The organism is Lactobacillus sp. ESL0233 (assembly GCF_003692995.1).
In the GTDB taxonomy this organism is placed as follows: Bacteria; Bacillota; Bacilli; order Lactobacillales; family Lactobacillaceae; genus Lactobacillus; species Lactobacillus bombicola.
Genome location: NZ_REHH01000007.1, coordinates 73,315 through 94,765 on the forward strand (window position 1 = coordinate 73,315; position 21,451 = coordinate 94,765).

21 protein-coding genes and 1 riboswitch are annotated in these 21,451 nt (G+C 34.6%); of the genes, 20 read left to right on the top strand and 1 reads right to left on the bottom strand.

The genetic code is table 11. The features are described from left to right. Positions 1 to 64: 64 nt before the first annotated feature. From obgE to F5ESL0233_RS03430, 7 genes are all read left to right on the top strand, one after another. The gene (gene obgE / locus F5ESL0233_RS03400; RefSeq protein WP_122058741.1) at positions 65 to 1,369 is read left to right on the top strand and encodes a GTPase ObgE; all 1,305 of its coding nucleotides are present in this window, start codon (positions 65 to 67) and stop codon (positions 1,367 to 1,369) included. 23 nt (positions 1,370 to 1,392) lie between these two features. Next, positions 1,393 to 3,312, top strand: a complete 1,920-nt coding sequence (locus F5ESL0233_RS03405) for an acyltransferase family protein (RefSeq protein WP_122058743.1) — start codon at positions 1,393 to 1,395, stop codon at positions 3,310 to 3,312. Between the two features lie 12 nt (positions 3,313 to 3,324). Then, positions 3,325 to 4,263 (top strand): ribonuclease Z, encoded by a 939-nt coding sequence (rnz, locus tag F5ESL0233_RS03410; RefSeq protein WP_118896444.1) that lies wholly within the window; start codon positions 3,325 to 3,327, stop codon positions 4,261 to 4,263. Continuing rightward, positions 4,260 to 5,054 (top strand): SDR family oxidoreductase, encoded by a 795-nt coding sequence (locus F5ESL0233_RS03415; RefSeq protein WP_118896445.1) that lies wholly within the window; start codon positions 4,260 to 4,262, stop codon positions 5,052 to 5,054. Before rnz ends, F5ESL0233_RS03415 begins: the two co-directional genes overlap by 4 nt. Positions 5,055 to 5,062: 8 nt before the next feature. Beyond that, on the top strand, positions 5,063 to 5,284 hold the full coding sequence (locus F5ESL0233_RS03420) for a lipopolysaccharide assembly protein LapA domain-containing protein (protein WP_090091853.1): 222 nt from the start codon (positions 5,063 to 5,065) through the stop codon (positions 5,282 to 5,284). A 111-nt stretch (positions 5,285 to 5,395) separates the two neighbouring features. After that, entirely contained in the window at positions 5,396 to 5,587 is a 192-nt protein-coding gene (rpmF, locus tag F5ESL0233_RS03425; RefSeq protein WP_090091854.1) for a 50S ribosomal protein L32, read from the top strand. Between the two features lie 68 nt (positions 5,588 to 5,655). Beyond that, positions 5,656 to 7,200, top strand: a complete 1,545-nt coding sequence (locus F5ESL0233_RS03430; protein ID WP_122058744.1) for a bifunctional UDP-sugar hydrolase/5'-nucleotidase — start codon at positions 5,656 to 5,658, stop codon at positions 7,198 to 7,200. Between the two features lie 29 nt (positions 7,201 to 7,229). On the opposite strand, the gene F5ESL0233_RS03435 is transcribed toward F5ESL0233_RS03430, so the two are convergent. Next, complete coding sequence (locus F5ESL0233_RS03435; protein WP_090091857.1) at positions 7,230 to 7,436, bottom strand: DUF2929 family protein; 207 nt, start codon at positions 7,434 to 7,436, stop codon at positions 7,230 to 7,232. 107 nt (positions 7,437 to 7,543) lie between these two features. Here F5ESL0233_RS03435 and F5ESL0233_RS03440 point away from each other — a divergent pair, with 107 nt between their 5' ends. The 13 genes from F5ESL0233_RS03440 to rpsA all read left to right on the top strand — a co-directional run bounded on the left by F5ESL0233_RS03440 (position 7,544) and on the right by rpsA (position 21,399). Continuing rightward, positions 7,544 to 10,672 (top strand): DNA polymerase III subunit alpha, encoded by a 3,129-nt coding sequence (locus F5ESL0233_RS03440; RefSeq protein WP_122058746.1) that lies wholly within the window; start codon positions 7,544 to 7,546, stop codon positions 10,670 to 10,672. Positions 10,673 to 10,828: 156 nt separating this feature from the next. Beyond that, positions 10,829 to 11,788 carry a 6-phosphofructokinase gene (pfkA, locus tag F5ESL0233_RS03445; protein WP_090091861.1) on the top strand — a complete coding sequence of 320 codons (960 nt, stop codon included), beginning with the start codon at positions 10,829 to 10,831 and terminating at the stop codon, positions 11,786 to 11,788. A 24-nt stretch (positions 11,789 to 11,812) separates the two neighbouring features. Next, positions 11,813 to 13,582, top strand: a complete 1,770-nt coding sequence (gene pyk, locus F5ESL0233_RS03450; protein WP_122058747.1) for a pyruvate kinase — start codon at positions 11,813 to 11,815, stop codon at positions 13,580 to 13,582. Positions 13,583 to 13,740: 158 nt separating this feature from the next. Beyond that, complete coding sequence (locus F5ESL0233_RS03455) at positions 13,741 to 14,628, top strand: S1 RNA-binding domain-containing protein (protein WP_122058749.1); 888 nt, start codon at positions 13,741 to 13,743, stop codon at positions 14,626 to 14,628. Continuing rightward, positions 14,621 to 15,520 carry a site-specific tyrosine recombinase XerD gene (xerD, locus tag F5ESL0233_RS03460; protein WP_090091867.1) on the top strand — a complete coding sequence of 300 codons (900 nt, stop codon included), beginning with the start codon at positions 14,621 to 14,623 and terminating at the stop codon, positions 15,518 to 15,520. The genes F5ESL0233_RS03455 and xerD overlap by 8 nt, the downstream gene beginning before the upstream one ends. 7 nt (positions 15,521 to 15,527) lie before the next feature. Next, on the top strand, positions 15,528 to 15,884 hold the full coding sequence (locus F5ESL0233_RS03465; protein WP_122058751.1) for a reductase: 357 nt from the start codon (positions 15,528 to 15,530) through the stop codon (positions 15,882 to 15,884). Continuing rightward, the gene (locus F5ESL0233_RS03470; protein ID WP_199692571.1) at positions 15,881 to 16,618 is read left to right on the top strand and encodes a ScpA family protein; all 738 of its coding nucleotides are present in this window, start codon (positions 15,881 to 15,883) and stop codon (positions 16,616 to 16,618) included. The genes F5ESL0233_RS03465 and F5ESL0233_RS03470 overlap by 4 nt, the downstream gene beginning before the upstream one ends. Beyond that, complete coding sequence (gene scpB / locus F5ESL0233_RS03475) at positions 16,608 to 17,213, top strand: SMC-Scp complex subunit ScpB (protein ID WP_122058754.1); 606 nt, start codon at positions 16,608 to 16,610, stop codon at positions 17,211 to 17,213. Before F5ESL0233_RS03470 ends, scpB begins: the two co-directional genes overlap by 11 nt. A 2-nt stretch (positions 17,214 to 17,215) precedes the next feature. Next, positions 17,216 to 17,935, top strand: coding sequence for a pseudouridine synthase (locus F5ESL0233_RS03480; protein ID WP_118896454.1), 720 nt, complete (start codon positions 17,216 to 17,218; stop codon positions 17,933 to 17,935). Between the two features lie 27 nt (positions 17,936 to 17,962). Continuing rightward, a riboswitch (FMN riboswitch) is annotated at positions 17,963 to 18,077 on the top strand. An 85-nt stretch (positions 18,078 to 18,162) separates the two neighbouring features. Then, the gene (locus tag F5ESL0233_RS03485) at positions 18,163 to 18,846 is read left to right on the top strand and encodes an ECF transporter S component (RefSeq protein WP_370448339.1); all 684 of its coding nucleotides are present in this window, start codon (positions 18,163 to 18,165) and stop codon (positions 18,844 to 18,846) included. Positions 18,847 to 18,955: 109 nt separating this feature from the next. Next, positions 18,956 to 19,405 carry a LysM peptidoglycan-binding domain-containing protein gene (locus tag F5ESL0233_RS03490; protein ID WP_122058757.1) on the top strand — a complete coding sequence of 150 codons (450 nt, stop codon included), beginning with the start codon at positions 18,956 to 18,958 and terminating at the stop codon, positions 19,403 to 19,405. A gap of 41 nt (positions 19,406 to 19,446) precedes the next feature. After that, entirely contained in the window at positions 19,447 to 20,133 is a 687-nt protein-coding gene (gene cmk, locus F5ESL0233_RS03495; RefSeq protein ID WP_122058759.1) for a (d)CMP kinase, read from the top strand. A 60-nt stretch (positions 20,134 to 20,193) separates the two neighbouring features. Next, positions 20,194 to 21,399 carry a 30S ribosomal protein S1 gene (gene rpsA / locus F5ESL0233_RS03500; RefSeq protein WP_090091879.1) on the top strand — a complete coding sequence of 402 codons (1,206 nt, stop codon included), beginning with the start codon at positions 20,194 to 20,196 and terminating at the stop codon, positions 21,397 to 21,399. The last annotated feature ends 52 nt before the right edge of the window (positions 21,400 to 21,451 follow it).

A 21,451-nucleotide genomic window follows, 5' to 3' on the forward strand; every position in this document is an offset into this window, starting at 1 on the left:
TATCGAATGTGCCAGAATTTTTGTGGTATAGTATTAAGGTTAGTGCAATTGGGAGGAAAAATACATGCCAACATTTGTCGATCAAACTAAGATTGAAGTGCAAGCTGGTAAAGGTGGAGATGGTATTGTTGCCTTTCGCCATGAAAAATATGTACCAAATGGCGGACCAGCCGGAGGTGATGGTGGTCGCGGTGGAAGTATTATTTTTGTTGCTGATAGTGGGTTAAGGACCTTGATGGATTTCCGTTATCGGCGCAAATTTAAGGCCGAGAATGGTGAAAACGGTCGTATAAAATCACAATATGGTCGTGGCGCCAAAGATCTCTATTTACGAGTACCGATTGGTACAACTGTATACGACTTTAACACTAATGAAGAAATCGGAGATCTAACCGAAAATAAGCAAGAGTTAATTGTTGCTCATGGTGGTCGTGGTGGTCGTGGAAATATTCATTTTGCTAATAGTGTTAATACTGCTCCAGAAATTGCTGAAAATGGTGAACCTGGTGAAGATCGTGTTCTACGCTTAGAACTTAAAGTACTAGCCGATGTTGGTTTAGTAGGCTTTCCATCAGTAGGTAAATCGACTTTATTATCAGTAGTAACAAAAGCAAAACCTAAGATTGGGGCCTATGATTTTACTACACTTACTCCTAATTTAGGAATAGTCATTCTTCCTGATGGTCGTGATTTTTCAGTGGCTGATTTGCCCGGATTAATCGAAGGAGCCAGTCAAGGCGTTGGTCTTGGTATTCAGTTTTTACGTCATATTGAAAGAACTAAAGTGATTTTGCATTTGGTATCAATGGATCCAGATAATGGTCGTAGCGCAATTGAGGATTATCAAAAAATTCGTAAGGAACTATTGTCTTATGACCAAAATCTAGAAAAAAGACGTGAAATAATTGTAGCCACGCAAATGGACTTACCTCAAGCTGCTGACAAGCTAGCTAAATTTAAGCAGGATTTAAAACAAGCTGCTATTAATGAAACGGTTTATCCAATTTCAAGTGTTACTCATCAGGGTATTGAGCAATTGATTAATAGTACTGCCACTTTAATAGAGCAAGTAGAGCAAGAACAGGCTAAAGAAAAAATAAAAGCTGGACCAGAGACTAAGGAATATCGATACGAAAAATCTAAGAAATATGAATTCACGATCGAAAAGCTTGAAGAGCATTTATTTAAAATTAAGGGTGAAGGTTTAGAAAAATTAGTTGCAAGAACCAACCTGGATTATCAAGATAGTATTATTCGTTTAGCTCGGCAATTAAAGAACTTAGGTGTAGATGAAGCACTACGTAAAAGTGGGGCTGTTGACGGTGACGAAGTTGTTATTGGCACATTTAATTTTGAATTTGTGCAATAAATTTAATAGAAAAGTTTGAAAATATGGAAAAAAATCGGTTTATTACAGGATATTCTGGACTCAGAGCATTGGCAGTTATTGGGGTGATTTTATATCATCTTAATCCCGATACTTTTATTGGTGGCTATCTTGGTGTACCGATATTTTTTGTTTTATCAGGATATTTAGTTACTTGTCAAATGTTAAAGTCATATGAAAAAGATGGTTTTTTTGATAACGTAAATTTTTATTGGAGTAGAATTAAAAAATTATATCCATCATTACTTTCGGTCTTATGGCTTTCTTCGGCGTATATATTATTATTTCAGCGCAATTTACTTGCTAATTTATGGCAAATCGTAGTTTCTAATGTACTAAGTGTTTATAACTTTTGGCAAATCTTTAATGGGCAAAGTTACTTTGAACGGTTTGCTGCTAATGAGTCACCTTTTGTCCATCTTTGGACAATGTCAATTAATGGGCAATTTTATCTTTTATGGCCATTAGTCGTTTATCTACTTGTCAAGTATGCAAAGAATAAAAAAGTAATGGTCAAAATTCTTTCGGGGTTTTCTCTACTTTCTGCTCTTGAAATGGCAATTATGTATCGAATTGGTGTTAATATTAATAGGATTTATTACGGTACTGATACACGTTTTTTTGCTTTAGGGATAGGAGCAGTATTAGCCGTATTATGGCCAATAAATAAACTGAAGACCGAAATTAAGCAAAATAAAGCTTATTTTTTGGATGGCATGGGTTTTGTTGCCTTATTTATTATTTTATTGATGTTTTTTAGTCCAGCAATGAATGCTGAAGGACCATTTCCTTATTATGGTGGGATGTTGTTATTTACGATAGCAACAACTATCTTTGTGGCTGTTATTGCTCATCCATGTAGTCACTGGAATAGATGGATGACTAATCCAGTTTTTAATTGGCTCGGTTCTAGAAGCTATGGTATATATTTATATCAATTTCCAGTTATGATTTTTTTCGAAGATAAAGTATCTAATCTAGCTGAATATGCTTTTTTATACCATTTATTTGAAATTGCGATAATTCTTGTCTTAAGTGAATTGTCATATCGTTTTATTGAAAAGCCATTGAGTAAAATTAGTCTATCTTCTACCAAAAAATACCTAAAAAAAGTTTTAAATTTTAAGACAAAAAATTACGGTTCTAAAATCCAGGCTTTAGTAATAAGTTTAATTTTTATTTGCGGTAGTATTGCTATCATTGTTTCACCAATGGTTAAAGCTCAAGATTATAATCAGTCGCAGTTAGCTGTAAGAATTCGAAAGAATTGTCGGCAGCAAAAAAAAGAGAATCAACTGGCCATTGCCAAAATAAAAAAAAGTAAGAAAAAAGATCAAAAAAGAGCTAAACTAATTAAAGTAGCTAATAAGACTGCAAAGAGCCACCCAGTCAATCGGTTATATAAAAAATATGGAATTTCACAACTTGATTTACAATTAGCACATAAAGTTCAATTAACGGCAATTGGTGATTCTGTTATGGCAAGTTCTAGTAACGATTTAACACGGTTAATGCCTAAATCTATTATTGATGCGGCTGTTTCTAGACAAGTAAACGCATCTTTTGGGTTACTTGACCATTACAAGTCTCAGCATGTCTTAGCTGACAATGTATTAATTGCTTTAGGAACAAATGGAGCTTTTCCAATGTCTGACTTAAATCAACTAATGCAACTAATAGGATCTAAGCGGCAAGTTTTTTGGATTAATACTTATGTACCCAATAGACCGTGGCAAAATCAGGTCAATCAATCTTTAGCTAAAGCGGCTAGACGTTATCATAATTTAAATATTATTGATTGGTGCAACTATGCAAAAAGTCATCCCAATTGGTTTTATGATGATCATACTCATCCTACACCAATCGGTTCAAAATATTATAGCGCTTTTGTTGTCAAAGCAATCGTTAAGCATGCAAAATTTTAGAATGGGAAATTTATGGAGTTACAATTTTTAGGTACAGGAGCAGGGCAACCATCAAAGCAACGCAACGTATCAAGCATTGCCCTTAAAATGCTTGATGAATTAAATGAGATTTGGTTATTTGATGTAGGTGAAGCTACGCAACATCAAATTTTGCGGACTAATATTCGAATGCGCAAGATAACAAAAATATTCATTTCACATAATCATGGCGATCATATTTTTGGCCTGCCTGGCTTTTTGGCAACTAGATCATTTCAAGGCGATGTTGGTCCCATAACAATTTATGGTCCCCCAGGCTTAGAACAATTTGTTAGAACTTCTTTAAAAGTATCAAGAACAAAAATTTCCTATCCAATTAGGTTTGTACCGCTAGAAAAGGGTGGCCTGATTTTTCAAGGCAATGGATTTAGCGTTTTCGCAGAAAAATTAGAACATCGAGTGCCTAGTTTTGGCTATCGCGTAGTTGAAGATCCTCATCAAGGTGAACTTTTAATGGATAAATTAGCGCAATATAATATACCTAATGGACCATTACTTGGTAAACTAAAAAATGGGGAGAAAATCGTTTTGGATGATAATACGATTTTGGATGGACGCGATTTTTTAGGTCCATCTAAGGCTGGGCGGATAATTTCAATTATTTATGATACCCGTTCAACGGCAACAATTGCACAGCTAGCTAAAAATGCTGATGTCTTGGTTCATGAGTCTACTTTTGCTGGTAACGAAGCAGATTTAGCGTATTCTTATTATCATTCGACTGCGGTAGAAGCGGCTAAGGTTGCGCAAGCTAATGGGGTAAAGCGTTTGTATTTAAACCATATTTCAGCTAGATACTTAGGTGCAAAAGCAAAAAAATTAGTGCAACAAGCGGAGAAGATATTCCCCAATACTAAATTGGCTAATGATTTTGATCGAGTTATAATTCCAATGAAAGGTGAAGAAAAATGAGCGATTCATTAAGAGATAAAGTGGTTGTTATTACAGGAGCTTCAAGTGGTATAGGTCATTCAATTGCCTTAGAGAGTGCTGGTCGTGGTGCTACAGTTGTTTTAATTGCAAGAAGAAAAGATGAACTTGATCATCTTGCAGCTGAGGCACATGAACTTTCCGGTGCTCCAGCTTATGCATTTGTCACTGATATGGGGGAGAGCGACGCAATTGATGCTACTTTTAAAAATATAATTAAGGTAACAAATCATATTGATTATTTAGTCAATTGCGCCGGATTTGGAAAATTTGGTAACTTTGTCGAGATGGATCGGCGCGAAATAACTGCCATGTTTCAAGTCAATGTATTAGGTTTAATGTATTTTACGAGACTAATTGGTCGAGTGATGATGGACCAAAAGGCAGGGCAAATTATAAACTTTGGTTCAATTGCTGGCAAAATTCCAACAGTTAAATCTGCGGCATACAGTGCATCAAAAGCAGCTGTTATTCAATTTTCTAATGTATTACGCTTAGAATTAAAACCCTTTGGCGTTAAGGTGATGACTGTTAATCCAGGTCCAGTTTATACTAACTTTTTTAATATTGCTGATAAAACTGGACATTATGTTGAAAATATTCAAGGATATATGCTTGACCCTGATGATGTTTCTTGGCAAGTGGTACATTATTTTGGTAGCAATAAGCGCGAACTAAATATTCCTATTAGTCTTGCCGTGTATGCGAAGCTGTATAATTTATTTCCAAGTATCGGTGACAAATTATCTATTAAGTATGCTTCCAGAAAGTAGTTCAACCAATGAAAAATAAAATTGATCAGTTAAAATTAATTTTAACTTTAATTCTTAGCTTGTTATCGGTAATTTTTGTAGTTATTAATACTGGCAATGTGGCAATCAATTTTGGTTTATTTAAACTCAATTTACCCTTAATTATTATTTTAGTTTTAATGCTAATTATTGGTGTTTTAATCGGCTGGTTTTGGGGTTCAAATGGACATAATCATGATAAGAATAACTAATATATCTTGATTTATTTGGGATACAATAGTATCATTAACAAGCGTGAAGTGTTTAAGGCCCTTATTAATAGTGACCGGAAAACCTAATTTACAATAAAGGAGATCAATTAAATGGCAGTTCCTAAGAGACATACTTCTAAGCAAAAGAAACGTTCACGTCGTGGTCATATCAAATTAACTGTTCCAGCAATGCATTACGATGCAACTACTGGTGAATACCGTTTGAGCCACCGCGTTTCACCTAAAGGTTATTACAAAGGTCGTCAAGTTGCTACAGAAGCTAATAGCAGTGACAACCAATAATATGAAAAAAACACCGATTATTGGTGTTTTTTTTTACCTAAAAGAATCTGTTGAGTAAGAGGAAAATGATGGAAATAGTATTTTTGAGTTCAAGTGACATCCATGGCTATATATTACCGACTGATTATCAAAATTTCGGAACTGAAGATGCTTCTTTTGGTTTAAGTCGAGTAAGTAGCGTAATTAAGTCAGAGCGAGCAAAATATGACGCTAATAACGTTATTGTAGCAGATACAGGAGATTGCTTACAAGGCTCTCCTTTAGCCGCATATGTTCATACAGCAGATGAGACTGCCCTAAAACAATACACTGACTTATATAATGCTGTTGGCTATGATGTACGCTGTTTAGGGAATCATGATTTTAATTTTGGCCTAACTTATTTAAGACAATACATTAATTACAATCACTCAACTTTATTAAATGCCAATATTTTAGCAAAGAAGACTGCTCAACCGGCTTTTGGTCAAGGCTACTGTATAATTACTAAAAATGGCATCAAGATAGGCATAATTGGAGTAACAACTAAACGAGTTCCTGCATGGGAACCAGCAGAGAATGTTACAGGCTTGAAATTTTTGTCTGCTTTTGATCAAGTTAGATATTATACACAAATTATACGAGCTGAAGTTGATATTTTAGCAGTTATTTACCATGGCGGCTTTGAAGCCGATATACATACTGGTCAAGCAACAGAACCAAAAACTGGTGAAAACGAGGGATATCAAATTTTAAAAGAAATTCCAGAAATTGATGTTTTTTTGACAGGTCATCAACACCAAAAAATGAGTTTAGAAGTTTTTGATACGGCAATTGTTCAACCTGGATATCGCGGAGAAGCTGTTGGTAAGGTTGTCGTTGAAATAGATGAAGACACTAAAAAAATCCAATCAACAACTGCAAGTTTAATTGATACAAAAGATTATTGCCCTGATAAAGAAATAATTTCTTTATGTTCAGGTTTAAATAAGCAAACTGAAAACTGGCTTGATCAACCAATTGCTTATTTAAATGCTCCAGCAAAAATAGATAACGCTCAAAAAGCTAGACTTCAAGGAGCCCCTTTTGTCAATCTTTTACAACAAATGCAGCTATATTATACTCAGGCGGATATCTCGGCAACTGCAGTAATGAGTGAAACCGCAAAAGGATTCGAGCAAAAAGTAACAATGCGTGATATTTTGCTTAACTATCCGTATGCTAATCAGTTATGCCGTGTAAAATTAACTGGAAAAGAATTAAGACAAATTATTGAACATAGTCTTTCATTTTTAATTAAAAATGATCAAGGTAAAATTGAATTTGCTCCTAAGTATCAGAATCTACTTTTTAATTTTGATACGTTCTATCCTATAAATTATCAAGCTGAAATTGATCGTCCCATTGGGCAAAGGCTAACCAAATTAGAACTTGATGGACAAGAAATTGCAGATGGACAAATCTACCGTTTGGCAGTCAATAATTATCGCGCAATGGGTGGCGGTTTTTATCCCGTCTATAATTTAGACAAAATTGAAGAGATATATGACAAGGATTATGTACAAATGTTTCAAGAATTTTTGACTCAGATTAAGCCGAAGGTTGATTTAGTTAAAAATTATTCTTTTAAATAAAAAAGCAGGCGGTATTGCCGACTGCTTTTTTATTTGAAATTTGAATACTTATTTTTATCTTTAGTTGAATGAGCTGTAATTGTTGGGATAGTTGCTGCAAATAGTAGTCCAAAAATGATACCTACAACTATAGCTTCACCAAAATTAAAGACGTTCTGCGTTAAAGGTGCAGCAATAAAACCAACGATTAACATATAAACAATACTCCAACCAATAGTTACAATATATCGCCCCATAAAAGTTCCCTCTTTCATAGATGAATTTTAACAAAGTTAGCGTTTGATTTCAAATCTTAAAGGTGGTTTTTGGTATACTTATATTAGGAAGAAAGGTGGCATGAAGAATGAAAATGGCTGCGTTGCAGAATATTAGTGCATTTACATTGTTAGAAAGTCCAACAAAAATTAAAGACTTGTTGCTAGCTGCCAAAAAACAAGGTTATGAGGCAATCAGCCTAACAGATATTAATGTTACTTATGGGTTAGTAAATTTTTTCGAATTAGCTCAAGAAGTAGGTATTAAGCCACTTTTAGGAATGCAAATTCGAGTGAATGGCTTAATTGATACTTTTAATCAATATGATTTGATTGTCTTAGCAAAAAATGATGCCGGTTACCGTAATCTTTTACGCTTATCAAGCAGAATCAACCTAAAAACTGATAACGGAACTAATAAAAAAGTTTTGACTTTGACAGAGCTAACTAAAGATTTGACCAATTTAATTTTAATTGTTCCAGCCAATTCTTATAGTGAACTTTTGAATTTGCAAGGACAAGACGAACGATTAGGCAATGATTTTGTACGAAAACTAATTGGGATTATACCCAAATCAAGTGAATTGTATTTAGGAGTTTACGGGTCACCAAAACAAAAAGTTTATATTTCATATGTAAAAATGCTAGCTAAACAATTTAAACTACCCTTAGTTTGCGTTGAAGATACACGTTATTTAAAGCCCGAAAATCAATTCTTACGGCATACTTTAAAATCTGTTAAAAATGGTAGTGTATTACCCGATGTTCAATCTTTAGCAAAGCAAAGTGGCTCGCACTATTTACCTTCAACTGAGGAAATAAGTGAGCGTTACCATAGTTTAGATCTTGATCAGGCAGTCAGCAATACATGGGAAATAGCTAATAAATGTACAGCACAAATTACCTTTCAATTGCCAGTTTTACCTAAGTATAAACAGAATAAGTTTCAAACTTCTAAAGAATATCTTAATGAGTTAGCGCAACAGGGATTGAAACAGCGTTTCAGTGGACAAACTGTGCCAATGCAATATCAGCATCAATTAGATTACGAGTTAAAAGTGATTGATGAAATGGATTTTAATGATTACTTTTTAATTGTATGGGATGTTGTTAGTTATTGTCACCGTGTGAATATTGCTATGGGACCGGGACGTGGTTCAGCTTGTGGTTCACTTGTCTCGTATGCTTTGAAAATTACTGAAGTAGATCCAATTCAATATAATTTGTTGTTTGAACGCTTTTTGAATCCTGCGCGGCATGAAATGCCAGATATTGATTTGGATATTCCAGATAATCGGCGTGATGCTGTAATTAAGTATATGTACGAAAAGTATGGCATGGACCACGCTGCTCAAATTCTTACTTTTGGTACCTTAGCAGCAAAGCAGGTTTTACGTGATACTGGGAGAGTTTTTGGTCTAAGTGAGGCCGAATTGAGTAAATGGTCAAATAGTGTTCCTTTTTCTAAAGGAAAGATTACTCTAAAACAAGCATATGAATCTTCTCCTGAAATGAAACTCTTGGTAAATGCAAATGAAAAAAATAAGCTGTTATTTAAAACGGCGCAAGAATTAGAAGGCTTACCGCGGCACTATTCCATTCATGCTGCAGGGTTAGTTATTAGTGATAATTCAATTGCAGCAATTAGTGGCTTGCAAGCAGGGCAATTTGGGATACCTGTTACTCAGCAAACTAAGGCATATGTTGAAGCTTTAGGACTACTAAAAATTGATTTTTTAGGGTTGCGTAATTTAACTATTTTAGGCGAAACTGAGGAATTAATTCATGCTCAAGGGAAGAAATTTAATGCCAATCAAATTCCACTTGATGATTTTGAAACCATCAGGTTATTTCAAACAGGTAATACAGGGTTGATTTTTCAGTTTGAATCAAGTGGTATCAAAGAGGTGTTACGCCGGCTTCATCCAGATAATTTTGAAGACTTAGTGGCAGTAAATGCGCTTTATCGACCTGGCCCAATGCAAAATATTTCATCTTTTATTGCTCGAAAACAGGGAAAAGAAAAAGTAATTTATCCAGATGCTAGTTTAAAGAAAATATTAGCGCCAACATATGGTATCTTGGTTTATCAAGAACAAGTTATGCAAACCGCACAAGTTTTAGCTGGCTTTTCTCTAGGAGAAGCCGATATCTTACGGCGTGCAATGTCGAAAAAAAATCAAGTTGTCATTGAACAAGAACGTAGTAAATTTATAGCTGGTGCAATAAAGAAAGGCCGTTCTAAAGACGTAGCTGAAAAAGTTTATAATTATATTGCAGAATTTGCTAATTATGGCTTTAACCGCTCACATGCGGTTGCTTATACCAAATTGGCCTTTTGGCTGGCTTTCTTACAGGTTCATTATTCGACTGAATTTTATACAGCAATGTTGAATTCCACAAGTGCAAATCAGTTGAAGACAAATGATTTAGTAATGCAAGCTCAAGAATTAGGGGTGAAAATTTTACCACCAGATATTAATCAAAGCGGCTTAGATTATGAAATTAAAAATGGGAAAATAATTGTTGGTTTACGTGCCATTAAAAATATCCGTCTTGATTTTTTAAAGCAAATAATTGAAGTTCGAGCAAAAAGTAAATTTACATCTTTTAGTGATTTTTTACGGCAGGTTGATCCTAAATTCATTCAACCCAAAGTGATTCAAACGCTAATTAAAGCAGGTTGTTTTGATCGGCTGGATCCCAATCGCAATGAATTATTAGAAAATAGTCAAGAAATCATTGAAAATGTTGAACTAACAGGTAAAAATATTGCTCTTTCAGAAAGTCTAGGGGGTGTACCACTTAAACAAGCTCCCATGCCTTCGAAACAAGAAAAAGCGCAAATGGAAGAAGAAACCTTAGGCTTTTCAACGCTTACGTCGCCATTAATTGCTGTACAAAAATATGCAGTAAAATTTAATGCCAAGCCTTTGAGTCAATTTAACATAAATGAAACGGGTATCGCCGTTGGAAAATTAATGGCTTTAAAATTAATTAAGACTAAAAAAGGGGCAGCAATGGCTTTTAGTGTGTTTGCTGATTCAACTAGTCGCCAAGATATTGTTATCTTTCCTGGTGTTTATGACCAGTTTAAAGCAAACTTAAAGGTCGGTACTATTTACTTATTAGAAATAAAAGTTCAAAATGATCGTTATGATACAAGCCGAAAACAATATTTATTAAATAAATTAAAAATTGTTAATTTTAAAAGTTAGGGTATCAAATAGCAACTTATTAACTGTTAACGCTAACACATTAAAAGTTAGCCAAAACGGGATAATATATAATTTTTTTGAGATTTTTTTATAAATTAATGTTAGAATTTAACTGATGTGAGAAATTACACAATAAAATCTTGATGAGGTGAATTCATGAAACGAATTGGTATTTTAACAAGTGGCGGGGATGCTCCCGGTATGAATGCAGCTATTAGAGCTGTTACTAAAACTGCTATTCATCATGGACTTGGTGTTGTTGGTATTCGTTATGGTTTTGCCGGGTTAGTTGCAGGAGATTTTGTTACACTAACTGCTGAAAATGTTGACCACTTGATTAATTTAGGTGGTACATTTCTTTATAGTGCTCGTTATCCAGAATTTGCACAAAAAGATGTGCAAGAAAAAGGTGTGGAGCAATTAAAGAAGCACGATATTGATACTGTTATCGTAATTGGCGGTGATGGATCTTATCATGGTGCACTTGCTTTAACTCGCTTGGGCATTAATTCAATTGGTTTGCCAGGTACTATTGACAATGATATTCCATATACTGAATATACAATTGGATTAGATACTGCATGCCAAACAGCCATGCAAGCTATCGATAAAATTCGTGATACGGCAAGTAGCCATCATCGCGTGTTCATTGTTAATGTGATGGGCCGCAATTGTGGTGATATTGCCATGCGGGTAGGTTTAGCAAGTGGTGCAGATGCAATTGTTGTTCCTGAGCAATCATATGATATTAAAGAAATTGCTGAAACATTGAAACGCGGCTTTGCAGATGGCAAGGATAATGGTATTATCGTATTAGCTGAAGGTGTGATGACTGCCGATGACTTTAGAAACGAGCTTTTAAAGTATGGTGATTTTGATGCCCGAGCTAATATCTTAGGTCACATGCAACGTGGTGGTTCACCATCTGTTTTGGATAGAATCAATGCTACAAAGATGGGAAATTATGCGGTTAAGTTACTTCTTGATGGTAAAGGCGGTTTAGCTGTCGGTATGGAGAATGGAAAACTTGAAACTCATGATATCCTTGATTTATTTGATGGAAAACATGACAGTGATGAAACATTAATAGATATTAATAAAGAAATGACTAAATAGTCAATTTGAGGAGATTTTTAGATAATGAAGAAAACTAAAATTGTTAGTACGTTAGGACCAGCTTCTAATGATGTTGCAACTATTACAGCTTTAGCTAAGGCTGGTGCAAATGTATTTCGTTTTAACTTCTCACACGGGGACCATGCTGAACACCTTTCACGGATGAACATGGTTCGCCAAGTTGAAAAGGAAACTGGTTTAGTTCTAGGTATTGCATTAGATACTAAAGGGGCTGAAATTAGAACTACTGACCAAGAAGGTGGCAAGTTTACTATTAATACTGGTGATGAAATTCGTGTTTCAATGGATGATTCACAAGCAGGTAACAAAGATAAAATTCATGTCACTTATGAAGGATTATACGATGACACTCATGTTGGGGGACACGTTTTAATCGATGATGGTTTGGTCGACTTGTTAATCAAGGAAAAAGATGATGCTAACAAAGAATTAGTTTGTGAAGCTCAAAATACTGGTGTCATTGGATCAAAGAAGGGTGTTAATGCACCTGGAGTTGAAATTCGTCTTCCAGGAATTACTGAAAAAGATGCTGATGATATTAAATTTGGTCTTGAACATGGAATTAACTTCATTTTTGCCTCATTTGCCCGTAAGGCACAGGATATTTTAGATATTCGTAAGCTTTGCGAAGATGCTGGTTGTGATTACGTTAAGATTTATCCTAAGATTGAATCACAAGAAGGTATCAATAATGCTGATGAAATTTTACAAGTTTCAGATGGTTTAATGGTTGCTCGTGGTGACATGGGAGTAGAAATTCCATTTATCGATGTTCCATTTGTGCAAAAGGATTTAATCAAGCGTGCTAATGCGCTGGGTAAGCCAGTTATCACAGCCACACAAATGCTTGATTCAATGCAAGAAAATCCACGTCCGACTCGTGCTGAAGTCTCTGATGTTGCCAATGCAGTTTTAGACGGAACAGATGCTACAATGTTATCTGGTGAATCAGCTAATGGTCTTTATCCAATTAATGCTGTTAAAGCGATGGCCGAAATCGATGAAAGAACTGAAGACGAATTGCTTAAGCGCAATACTTTGGCTTTGCAAAGATTTGAAGAGTACAAGGGTTCTAATGTTACTGAAGCAATTGGTGAATCAGTAGTTCGGACAGCTCAAGAATTAGGAGTTAAAACAATTATTACTGCTACTAATTCTGGTTATACTGCAAGAATGATTTCTAAGTATCGTCCAAATGCAAATATTTTGGCTTTGACTTTTGATGAAAAGATTCAACGTTCATTGGGAATTACTTGGGGTGTACAAGCACTACTTACTGACAAGCCTTCATCAACTGATGATATGTTTGAAGTAGCTGCTAAGGTTGCTAAGGAACAAGGTTATGTTAAAGATGGTGATTTAGTAATTATTGTTGCTGGTGTACCGGTTGGTGATTCAGGTACAACTAACTTAATGAAGTTGCAAATTATCGGTAGCAAACTAGCTCAAGGACTAGGTGTTGGTAACGGTTCCGTTGTAGGAAAAACATTAGTAGTTAACAGTGCCGAAGAAGCCAATAGCCAAATTAAAGAAGGCGATATTCTTGTTGCTAAGACTACTGATCCTGATTACTTGCCTGCAATTAAAAAAGCTTCTGGTTTAGTAGTTGAAGCTTCGGGATTGACTTCTCATGCAGCAATTGTAGGATTATCGCTTGGAATTCCTGTTGTAGTTGGGGTAACTGATGCAACTGAAAAAATTGCAAGTAATATAACTATTACTGTTGATGCACGTCGTGGTGCCATTTATCAAGGTGAAATTGCTAACCTTTAATTAGCAGTAATAAATAATTAAAATAGTCAGCCGATTGGCTGGCTATTTTAATTTTAATCAAGTATTCGCCCTTAATTAATATTGACTTATATCACTTTACTATTCTAAAATGTTATACTTAATGAAAAGAAATATTATATTTTAGGGGAGTGCAGATAATGCTGGGCACGGTCGCAACAGGTAAGATAATTGATCAAAATGAGAACTCATTTTACGTTCAAGTTGAAGGAATAACTTATGAATTAAAGCAAAAAGAACTTACACAAGACGAAAGACCTAATTTGGGTGATCAAATTCAAGGTTTTTTATATGATGATAAGCAACATAATCGCCAAATGACGCAGTTTTTGCCCTTTGTTCAAGCTGATCAATATGGTTGGAGTAAAGTAACTGAGGTGAAATATGATTTGGGGGTTTTTGTTGATATAGGATTACCTGATAAAGATGTAGTGGTATCAGTGGATGACTTGCCCTTTGATAAAAGCCATTGGCCCCATAAAGATGACCAACTTTTGGTTCATTTAGAAACAGATCATAAAGATCGTATTTGGGCCAAATTAGCTGATGAAGATATTTTTAATCAGCTATCGACGCATTTTCCCAATAATATGGAAAATAAAGATATTTTTGGCACCGTTTATTCAAGCCGCGAGGTAGGGGCATTTGTTATTACTAGCGATTATTATCTAGGCTTTGTTCATTCTTCCCAAATGGGAAGACCATTACGTTTAGGGGAACAGTTCAAGGGTCGCGTAATTGGAGTGAGTCAATACGGTCGTTTAAATTTAAGCAGTTTACCACGAGCCTTTGAAGAAATTGATGAAGATGCTGAGATGATTTTAATGAGTTTGCGCCGAAAAAGTGATTTAACTTTGCCTTTTTACGATAAATCAGATGCTCAAGAAATTAAGAATTATTTTGGTATATCTAAGTCTTCTTTTAAACGGGCAGTAGGTCATTTGCTTAAAGCAAAATATATTACAGAAGATAAGGTAGCTGGAACAATCACGTTAATTAAAGATCCTAAAGCAATTGAAAATGAATAATTTACAGGAAAATGTTGATGATTATTTGAGACATTGTCAAATTGAACGGGGCTTAAGTAATAATACTTGTATCGCTTATCGGCAGGATTTAACTAATTTTTTAATATTTTTAAAAAAAGAGAAGATAACTTCTTGGCCAACTAAGGCAATTGATATTGATGCATTTTTGGCTGAATTACGGGATGAAAATAAAGCAACCAGTTCGATTAGTCGTATGATATCTAGTTTACGCAAATTTTATCAATGGCTTGTACGCCAGCATATTCAAAAGTTAAATCCGATGCAAGAAATTGATTCACCTAAAAAGCAACACTTATTACCAGTCGCTTTAAGTGTTAAAGAGGTAACTACCCTTTTAGAACAACCAGATATAAATAAAAAATTGGGCATACGTGACCGTGCTTTATTAGAAACGCTATATGCTACTGGTATTAGAGTTAGTGAATTGATTAATTTAAAATTTACCGACTTACATACTGATTTAGGATTGTTAAAGGTATTTGGAAAGGGATCAAAGGAACGCTTAATTCCAATCAGTGAGGTGGCTATCTCCTGGATTGAAAAATACCAAAAAGAGGTACGTGATGGACTGCTTTTAAGTGTTGGCAAATATAATGATTACATTTTTCTTAATAACCGTGGTGGGTCGTTAACTAGACAGGCCGTCTGGCAAATAATAAAGCATTATTGTCAAACAGCCCAAATTCAAAAAAATGTAACACCACACACTTTACGCCATACTTTTGCTACTCATTTGTTAGAAAATGGGGCCGATTTGCGTGTGGTTCAAGAAATACTAGGACACACTGACATTAGTACTACACAAATTTATACTAATTTGTCACAAAAGCACATTTTAGAAGTATATTCAAAGACGCATCCGCGAATTTAGGTAATTTATGCTAATTGAATGTAAGAAGGACAATGAAAAAATTGCTATGGGACTTTTGTCTTATTTAGATGATTTTAAAAATATTAATGTTTTAAAAGAAGAAATTGAACTAAATAAAAATAGTAGCGAGTTTCAGCTTTATTTGTATCGTGAGTTAAATTTAAATTTTATTGGTGTAATCGGTATTCAAAATTATAAAGATTTTATTGTCGTTCGGTATCTTTCATTGTCTCCCAACTATCGCCAACTTAGGTATAAAGGTAAAATTATACATGAACTGGCATGCAATAATCCTGATAAACGGATTACGGCACTGCCTGAATTTACTAAATTAGTTGAATATTTTAAAAATAAGGAATTATGAGTAATAATCTAACTTTAGAATTACCAAATTTTGAAGGTCCACTTGACCTACTGTTACATTTGATTAAATCACAAAAAATCGATATTTATGATATTCCGATTGCTCAAATTACTAGTCAATATTTGGCATATCTCCATGAAATGCAACGACTAAATTTGAAAATTGCTGGTGAATATTTTGTGATGTCTTCTATATTATTGCGGATAAAATCACAATCACTTTTGCCACAAAATGATTTTGTCAATGAAGATGAACCAGAAGAAGACCCTAGAGACGAATTAGTTCAGCAATTAGTTCAATACTCTGTTTTTAAAAAAATTTCGGCATACTTTAAAGAACGTAATGAAAAAGTACCAATTACAGCATCTAAAGAAGAGAGTGTGCCCCAAACTAAAGAAATTCAACCTCTACCTTTAGGACAAATAACTTCATCTGACTTAGCTAATACTTTTATTGTGATTTTACAACGTTTAAAATTACGCCATCCTAATCTTGCTTCAGTCAAAGTAAATGCAAAATCTATAACGCAAATGATTGATTTTTTGCGAGAAAAACTCGCTGAGAATAAAGTTATTAGTTTTTTTTCTTGCACAGATCAATTACAAAATCTATCTGATTTTATTGGTCTATTTTTAGCATTACTTGAACTTTGCAAGAAGAAGGAGATTAAGGTTAAACAAGCTTGTACTTTTGGTGATTTAAAATTAGAAAGAATTGATAATAATGGTAAGTAAAATAGCTCAGCTAGAAGCATTATTGTATCTTGCTGGTGATAACGGAATTGAGAGTGAAAATCTTTGTGAGTTATTACATGTGGAGCAATCTGCTTTAGGTGAAATGGCTACCAAATTGACTAGCCAGCTTAAAGCAAACGTTGATTCTGGATTACAAGTACTACATGTTAATCATAATTATAAGCTGACTACTAGGCCTGAAGTTAGTAAAACTGTTACTAGCTTTTTTCAAAGAGATTTAACTAAAACTTTGAGTCAATCAGCGCTTGAAATATTAGCTATTATTGCATATAAACAGCCTATCACGCGTATTGAAGTTGATCAAATTCGGGGAGTTAATTCATCAAGCGCATTACAAACGTTAATTTGGCGCGGATTAATTAAGGTTCAAGGTAAAAAGGATGTTGCTGGACACCCCAATTTATATGTTACTAGTGATTATTTTTTGCAATACTTTGGATATCAAAGTTTAGCCGATTTACCGTTAATTGAAGATTTTGAAGTTAACGAAATTAATGCTGATGGAGAAATTGACTTATTTACCACTAAAGGACAAGCAGATAAAAATTTAGCGAAGTTGCCAAAAGGAGAATAATAATGGTTTTAGAACGTTTACAAAAAGTAATTGCCGAAGCTGGTATTGCCTCGCGCCGAAAAGCCGAAAAAATGATTGAAGAAGGTAGGGTAACAGTTGATGGCGCAATTATTACCCAACTTGGTACTAAGGTAGATACCTTTAGCAATATAACGGTTGACGGTGAACCAATTGAACGTGAGAGTTTGCATACGTATCTTTTTTATAAGCCGCGAGGTGTAGTTTCAACCGTAAGTGATGATAAAGGCAGAAAAACGGTAGCTGATTATTTTAAAGATTTACCGTATCGTTTATACCCCATAGGTAGGCTTGACTATGATACATCAGGGTTGTTGTTAATGACAAATGATGGCCAGTTAGCCAATTTACTAATGCATCCACGCAGTGAAGTAGCCAAGGTCTATGTAGCAAAAATTAATGGTCAGCTACTGCCTGAAGAAATAGGGCTGCTTAAGCGAGGAGTAACGATTGATCATCAAAAATGTGCTCCGGCAAAAGTTAAAATTATTCGGACGGATAAAAAGAAGAATATGCAAATAGTGCAATTAACGATTCATGAAGGTCATTATCACCAAGTGAAGCGGATGTTTAAAGCCGTTAATCATCAAGTAAGAAAACTTTCACGCGAAAGATATTCCTTTTTAACCTTAGATTCATTAATTTCTGGTAAGTACCGTGAATTAAGTCATGCTGAGGTTGACAGATTAAAGCAGGTAGATTAGTATTATATTGTAGTTAAATATCGAGTTTGTTGTCTTCATGGCAGGGTGAAAATCCCGACCGGTGGTGAAAGTCCACGACCCACGTAAGTGGTGGAATCGTTTAAGATACCGATAGTTAAAGTCTAGATGAAAGAAGACAGACTAAACTAAGAGCCAAGATGATACTTACTTTTAATTGGTCTGTTGCTAGAAGCAACAGACCAATTATTTTTTCGGAGGTAAGTTCATTGAAAACAAAGAATGGAAGTAAATTGGCCAATATTATTGCTTATGCGTTGATTGGTACAATTGCATTTATCTTGATGTTTATTGCATTTCCCTTGCCAGTAGCAAGTTTTTTAAAGTTTGATTTTTCAGACGTAATTGTTACTATTGGGACATTTTTATTCGGCGCTGGGCCAGGAATATTTATTGCTTTTATTAGAATGTTTATTTCTTTAATTTATAAAGGTTTTTCATTGCCGAGTATAGTAGGTCAATTAGCAGCTTTTGTGGCAACAATTTCATTTGCATTGCCTTTTTACTTTTTCACTAAAAAAATTAATGTTCATGAAAAAAATATGGTAAAAAGACATCTACAACCAATATTAGGAGTTATTTTAGGAATTATTGCAATGACTTTAGTTTTGTCTGTACTCAATGCATTAGTTTTGACCCCTGTTTATGCTGTAACAACTGTTCCCAATTTACCAAAAATTGATGGTTATTCGGGTTTATTAAGTTTTACAGAAAAAGTTTACTTGAGGCAATTACTTCATATTCCATCAATGACCAGCTATATTGCAGGAATTATTGTTCCTTTTAATTTAGTTAAGGGTGCCATTAACGGCATAGTAGTTTATTTACTTTTTGAAACAGTTTTGGGTAGTTTAAAGCCATTTGTACAGCGCTATTTTAATTTAAAAAATTAATTTTTTACTAGATCTTAATCGACCACGTATGAGGTCGATTTTTTTATCCAAAATAATAATTAAATATGCTAAAATAAAACAAGCTAAGTGAAGGAGGTTTTTATTTTAGATGAGCCATGAACCCAAAGGCCCGTATTTACATTACGAGCGTCCAAGTGAATCTAGAACAGTGATCCATAAAGCAACATCAAGAGGGTGGATTGTGTGGATGGTTATTCTGGTTCTGAGTATTATTGCACTTGTACCGCTTGTGCATCACTTAGCTGCAAATGGACAAACAAGTGAGCAAGTAGTTGAATTAAAGAAATCGGTAAAAAAGCATGACAAGCTAAAAAAATCGGTTGTACCTCAAAACCGACTTCAGCCAAAAGCTGAACAAAAGAAAAAAAGGCACCCCCCAAAAGTGCAAACTAAGCCTACACAGTATGTAGCAAAAAGCGGAGATTCATTATCAAGTATTGCCGAAAAATTTGATTTAAGTATTGAAGAGCTCGCAAGTCTAAATCAGCTCAATGTAGATAGCCAAGTTAAAGTTAATCAAATACTTAAAGTGAAATAAATATAGAAAGGATAGGGACTGAATGTCCCTTTTTTATTGGAATGCAAGTAGCAATTGATGGTCCAGCTTCAGCTGGAAAAAGTACAGTGGCAAAACTGATCGCACAAAAATTAAATTTTATTTATATTGATACTGGAGCAATGTATCGTGCATGTACGTTAATTGCCCAAAAGCATGGTATAGATTATAGTAATGAAGCAGAAATTTTAAAAGCAGTTGAAGCAGAAGGAATAGAATTTCAAACTGTTAACAATGAGCAAAGGGTTTATGTTGGTAAGCAGGATGTTTCACAAGAAATTAGAACTCCGGAAATTTCAGCTAATGTTTCACAAGTTTCAGCTTTAGCTGGAATTCGTGCAAAAATGGTCGATCTTCAAAGACAAATGGCTGGAAAAATGGACGTGGTAATGGATGGACGTGATATTGGAACTACTGTTTTGCCTAATGCCCAGGTGAAGATATTTTTAATTGCTTCAGCTTATTCTCGTGCCAAAAGGCGAATGCTAGATTTTAAAGAACGTGGTATCAAAAATTCCCAAACAATTGAAGAAATTGAAGTAGATATTACCGCTCGTGATTATAAAGATTCTCACCGCAAAATCTCTCCTTTAAGAAAAGCTGCCAGTGCAATTGAAATTGATACGACAAATATGACAATTGCCCAAGTAGTTGATGCAATTTTGGCAGAAATTAAAAAAAGTCAAAAAAAACTAGAAAAAAGGGGATAAAACAGTAGAAAAATCTCTAACTTTCATTTAAAATTAGGTTATGATATCGGGAGGTAAATAATGTCAGAAAATAGTAATCAATTTTTAGATGCATTAAAGCAAATGCAAGGGGTTGAGGTCGGAGATATTGTAGATGTTGAAGTGTTGGATGTTGAAGAAGGCCAAATCGATGTCGGTGTTGTAAATGCCGGTGTTGAAGGTGTAATTCCTCGTCGTGAATACACTTCAGATCGCAACGTCGATCTACGTGATGCTGTTAAGCCAGGTGATAACTTTAAGGCTTTAGTTTTAAGAAAAGCTGGTGGCGATAAAGAAAACGGTGAATTTTTCTTCTCAGTTACTCGCTTAAAGGAAAGAGAAGCATACGAAGAACTAAGAAAAGATTTTGAAGCAGGCAATCCAATTGAGGGTACTGTAACTTCTTCAGTTCGTGGCGGTTTACTAGTTGACGTTGGTACTAGAGGATTTTTACCAGCTTCACTTATCTCAAATCGTTACGTTTCGGATCTTAAGCCATATATTGGTAAAACAATGAAACTTAAGATTACAGAAATTGACCCAAGTAAGAATCGTCTGATTCTTTCACACAAAGATTTAATTGAAGAAGAGCGTGAAGAAGCTTTTGACAGTGTTGCATCACAATTAGTTGTGGGAGACATAGTTGAAGGCAAGGTATCTCGTTTGACTAACTTTGGTGCTTTTGTTGATGTTGGTGGAGTTGACGGATTAGTTCATATTTCCGAAATATCATACAAGCATGTAGATAAACCAAGTGATGTTTTAAAATCTGGTCAAGAGGTTAAAGTTAAAGTAATTGGTATTGATGATGACAGACATCGCATCTCCCTTTCAATTAAGCAAACTGAACCATCCCCATTCGAACAAGCAACAGCAGAACTTCATGAAGGTGATATTTTTGAAGGTGAAGTTAAGTCTTTAACTAATTTTGGTGCTTTTGTTGAAGTAGCTGATGGAATTCAAGGTTTGGTTCATGTTTCTGAAATATCATATAAGCATGTAGATAAACCAAGTGATGTTTTAAAGGTCGGCGAAACAGTTAAAGTTAAAGTACTTAATATTGACCCTAATGATCGTCGAATTTCACTTTCAATGAAAGCTACTGAAGCTAAGAGTTCAGATAGTGAAAGTACACGTTCACACAATTCTTACAATAGAAGCGCAGTTAATAAAAAGTATATGAATAGCGATGACAGTGGCTTTGCTTTAGGTGACATTATAGGTGACCAATTAAAAGATCGTCGTTAGTTTTAATAAAAAATGCCGACTTTAAGTTAAGTCGGCATTTTTATTTTTAAGG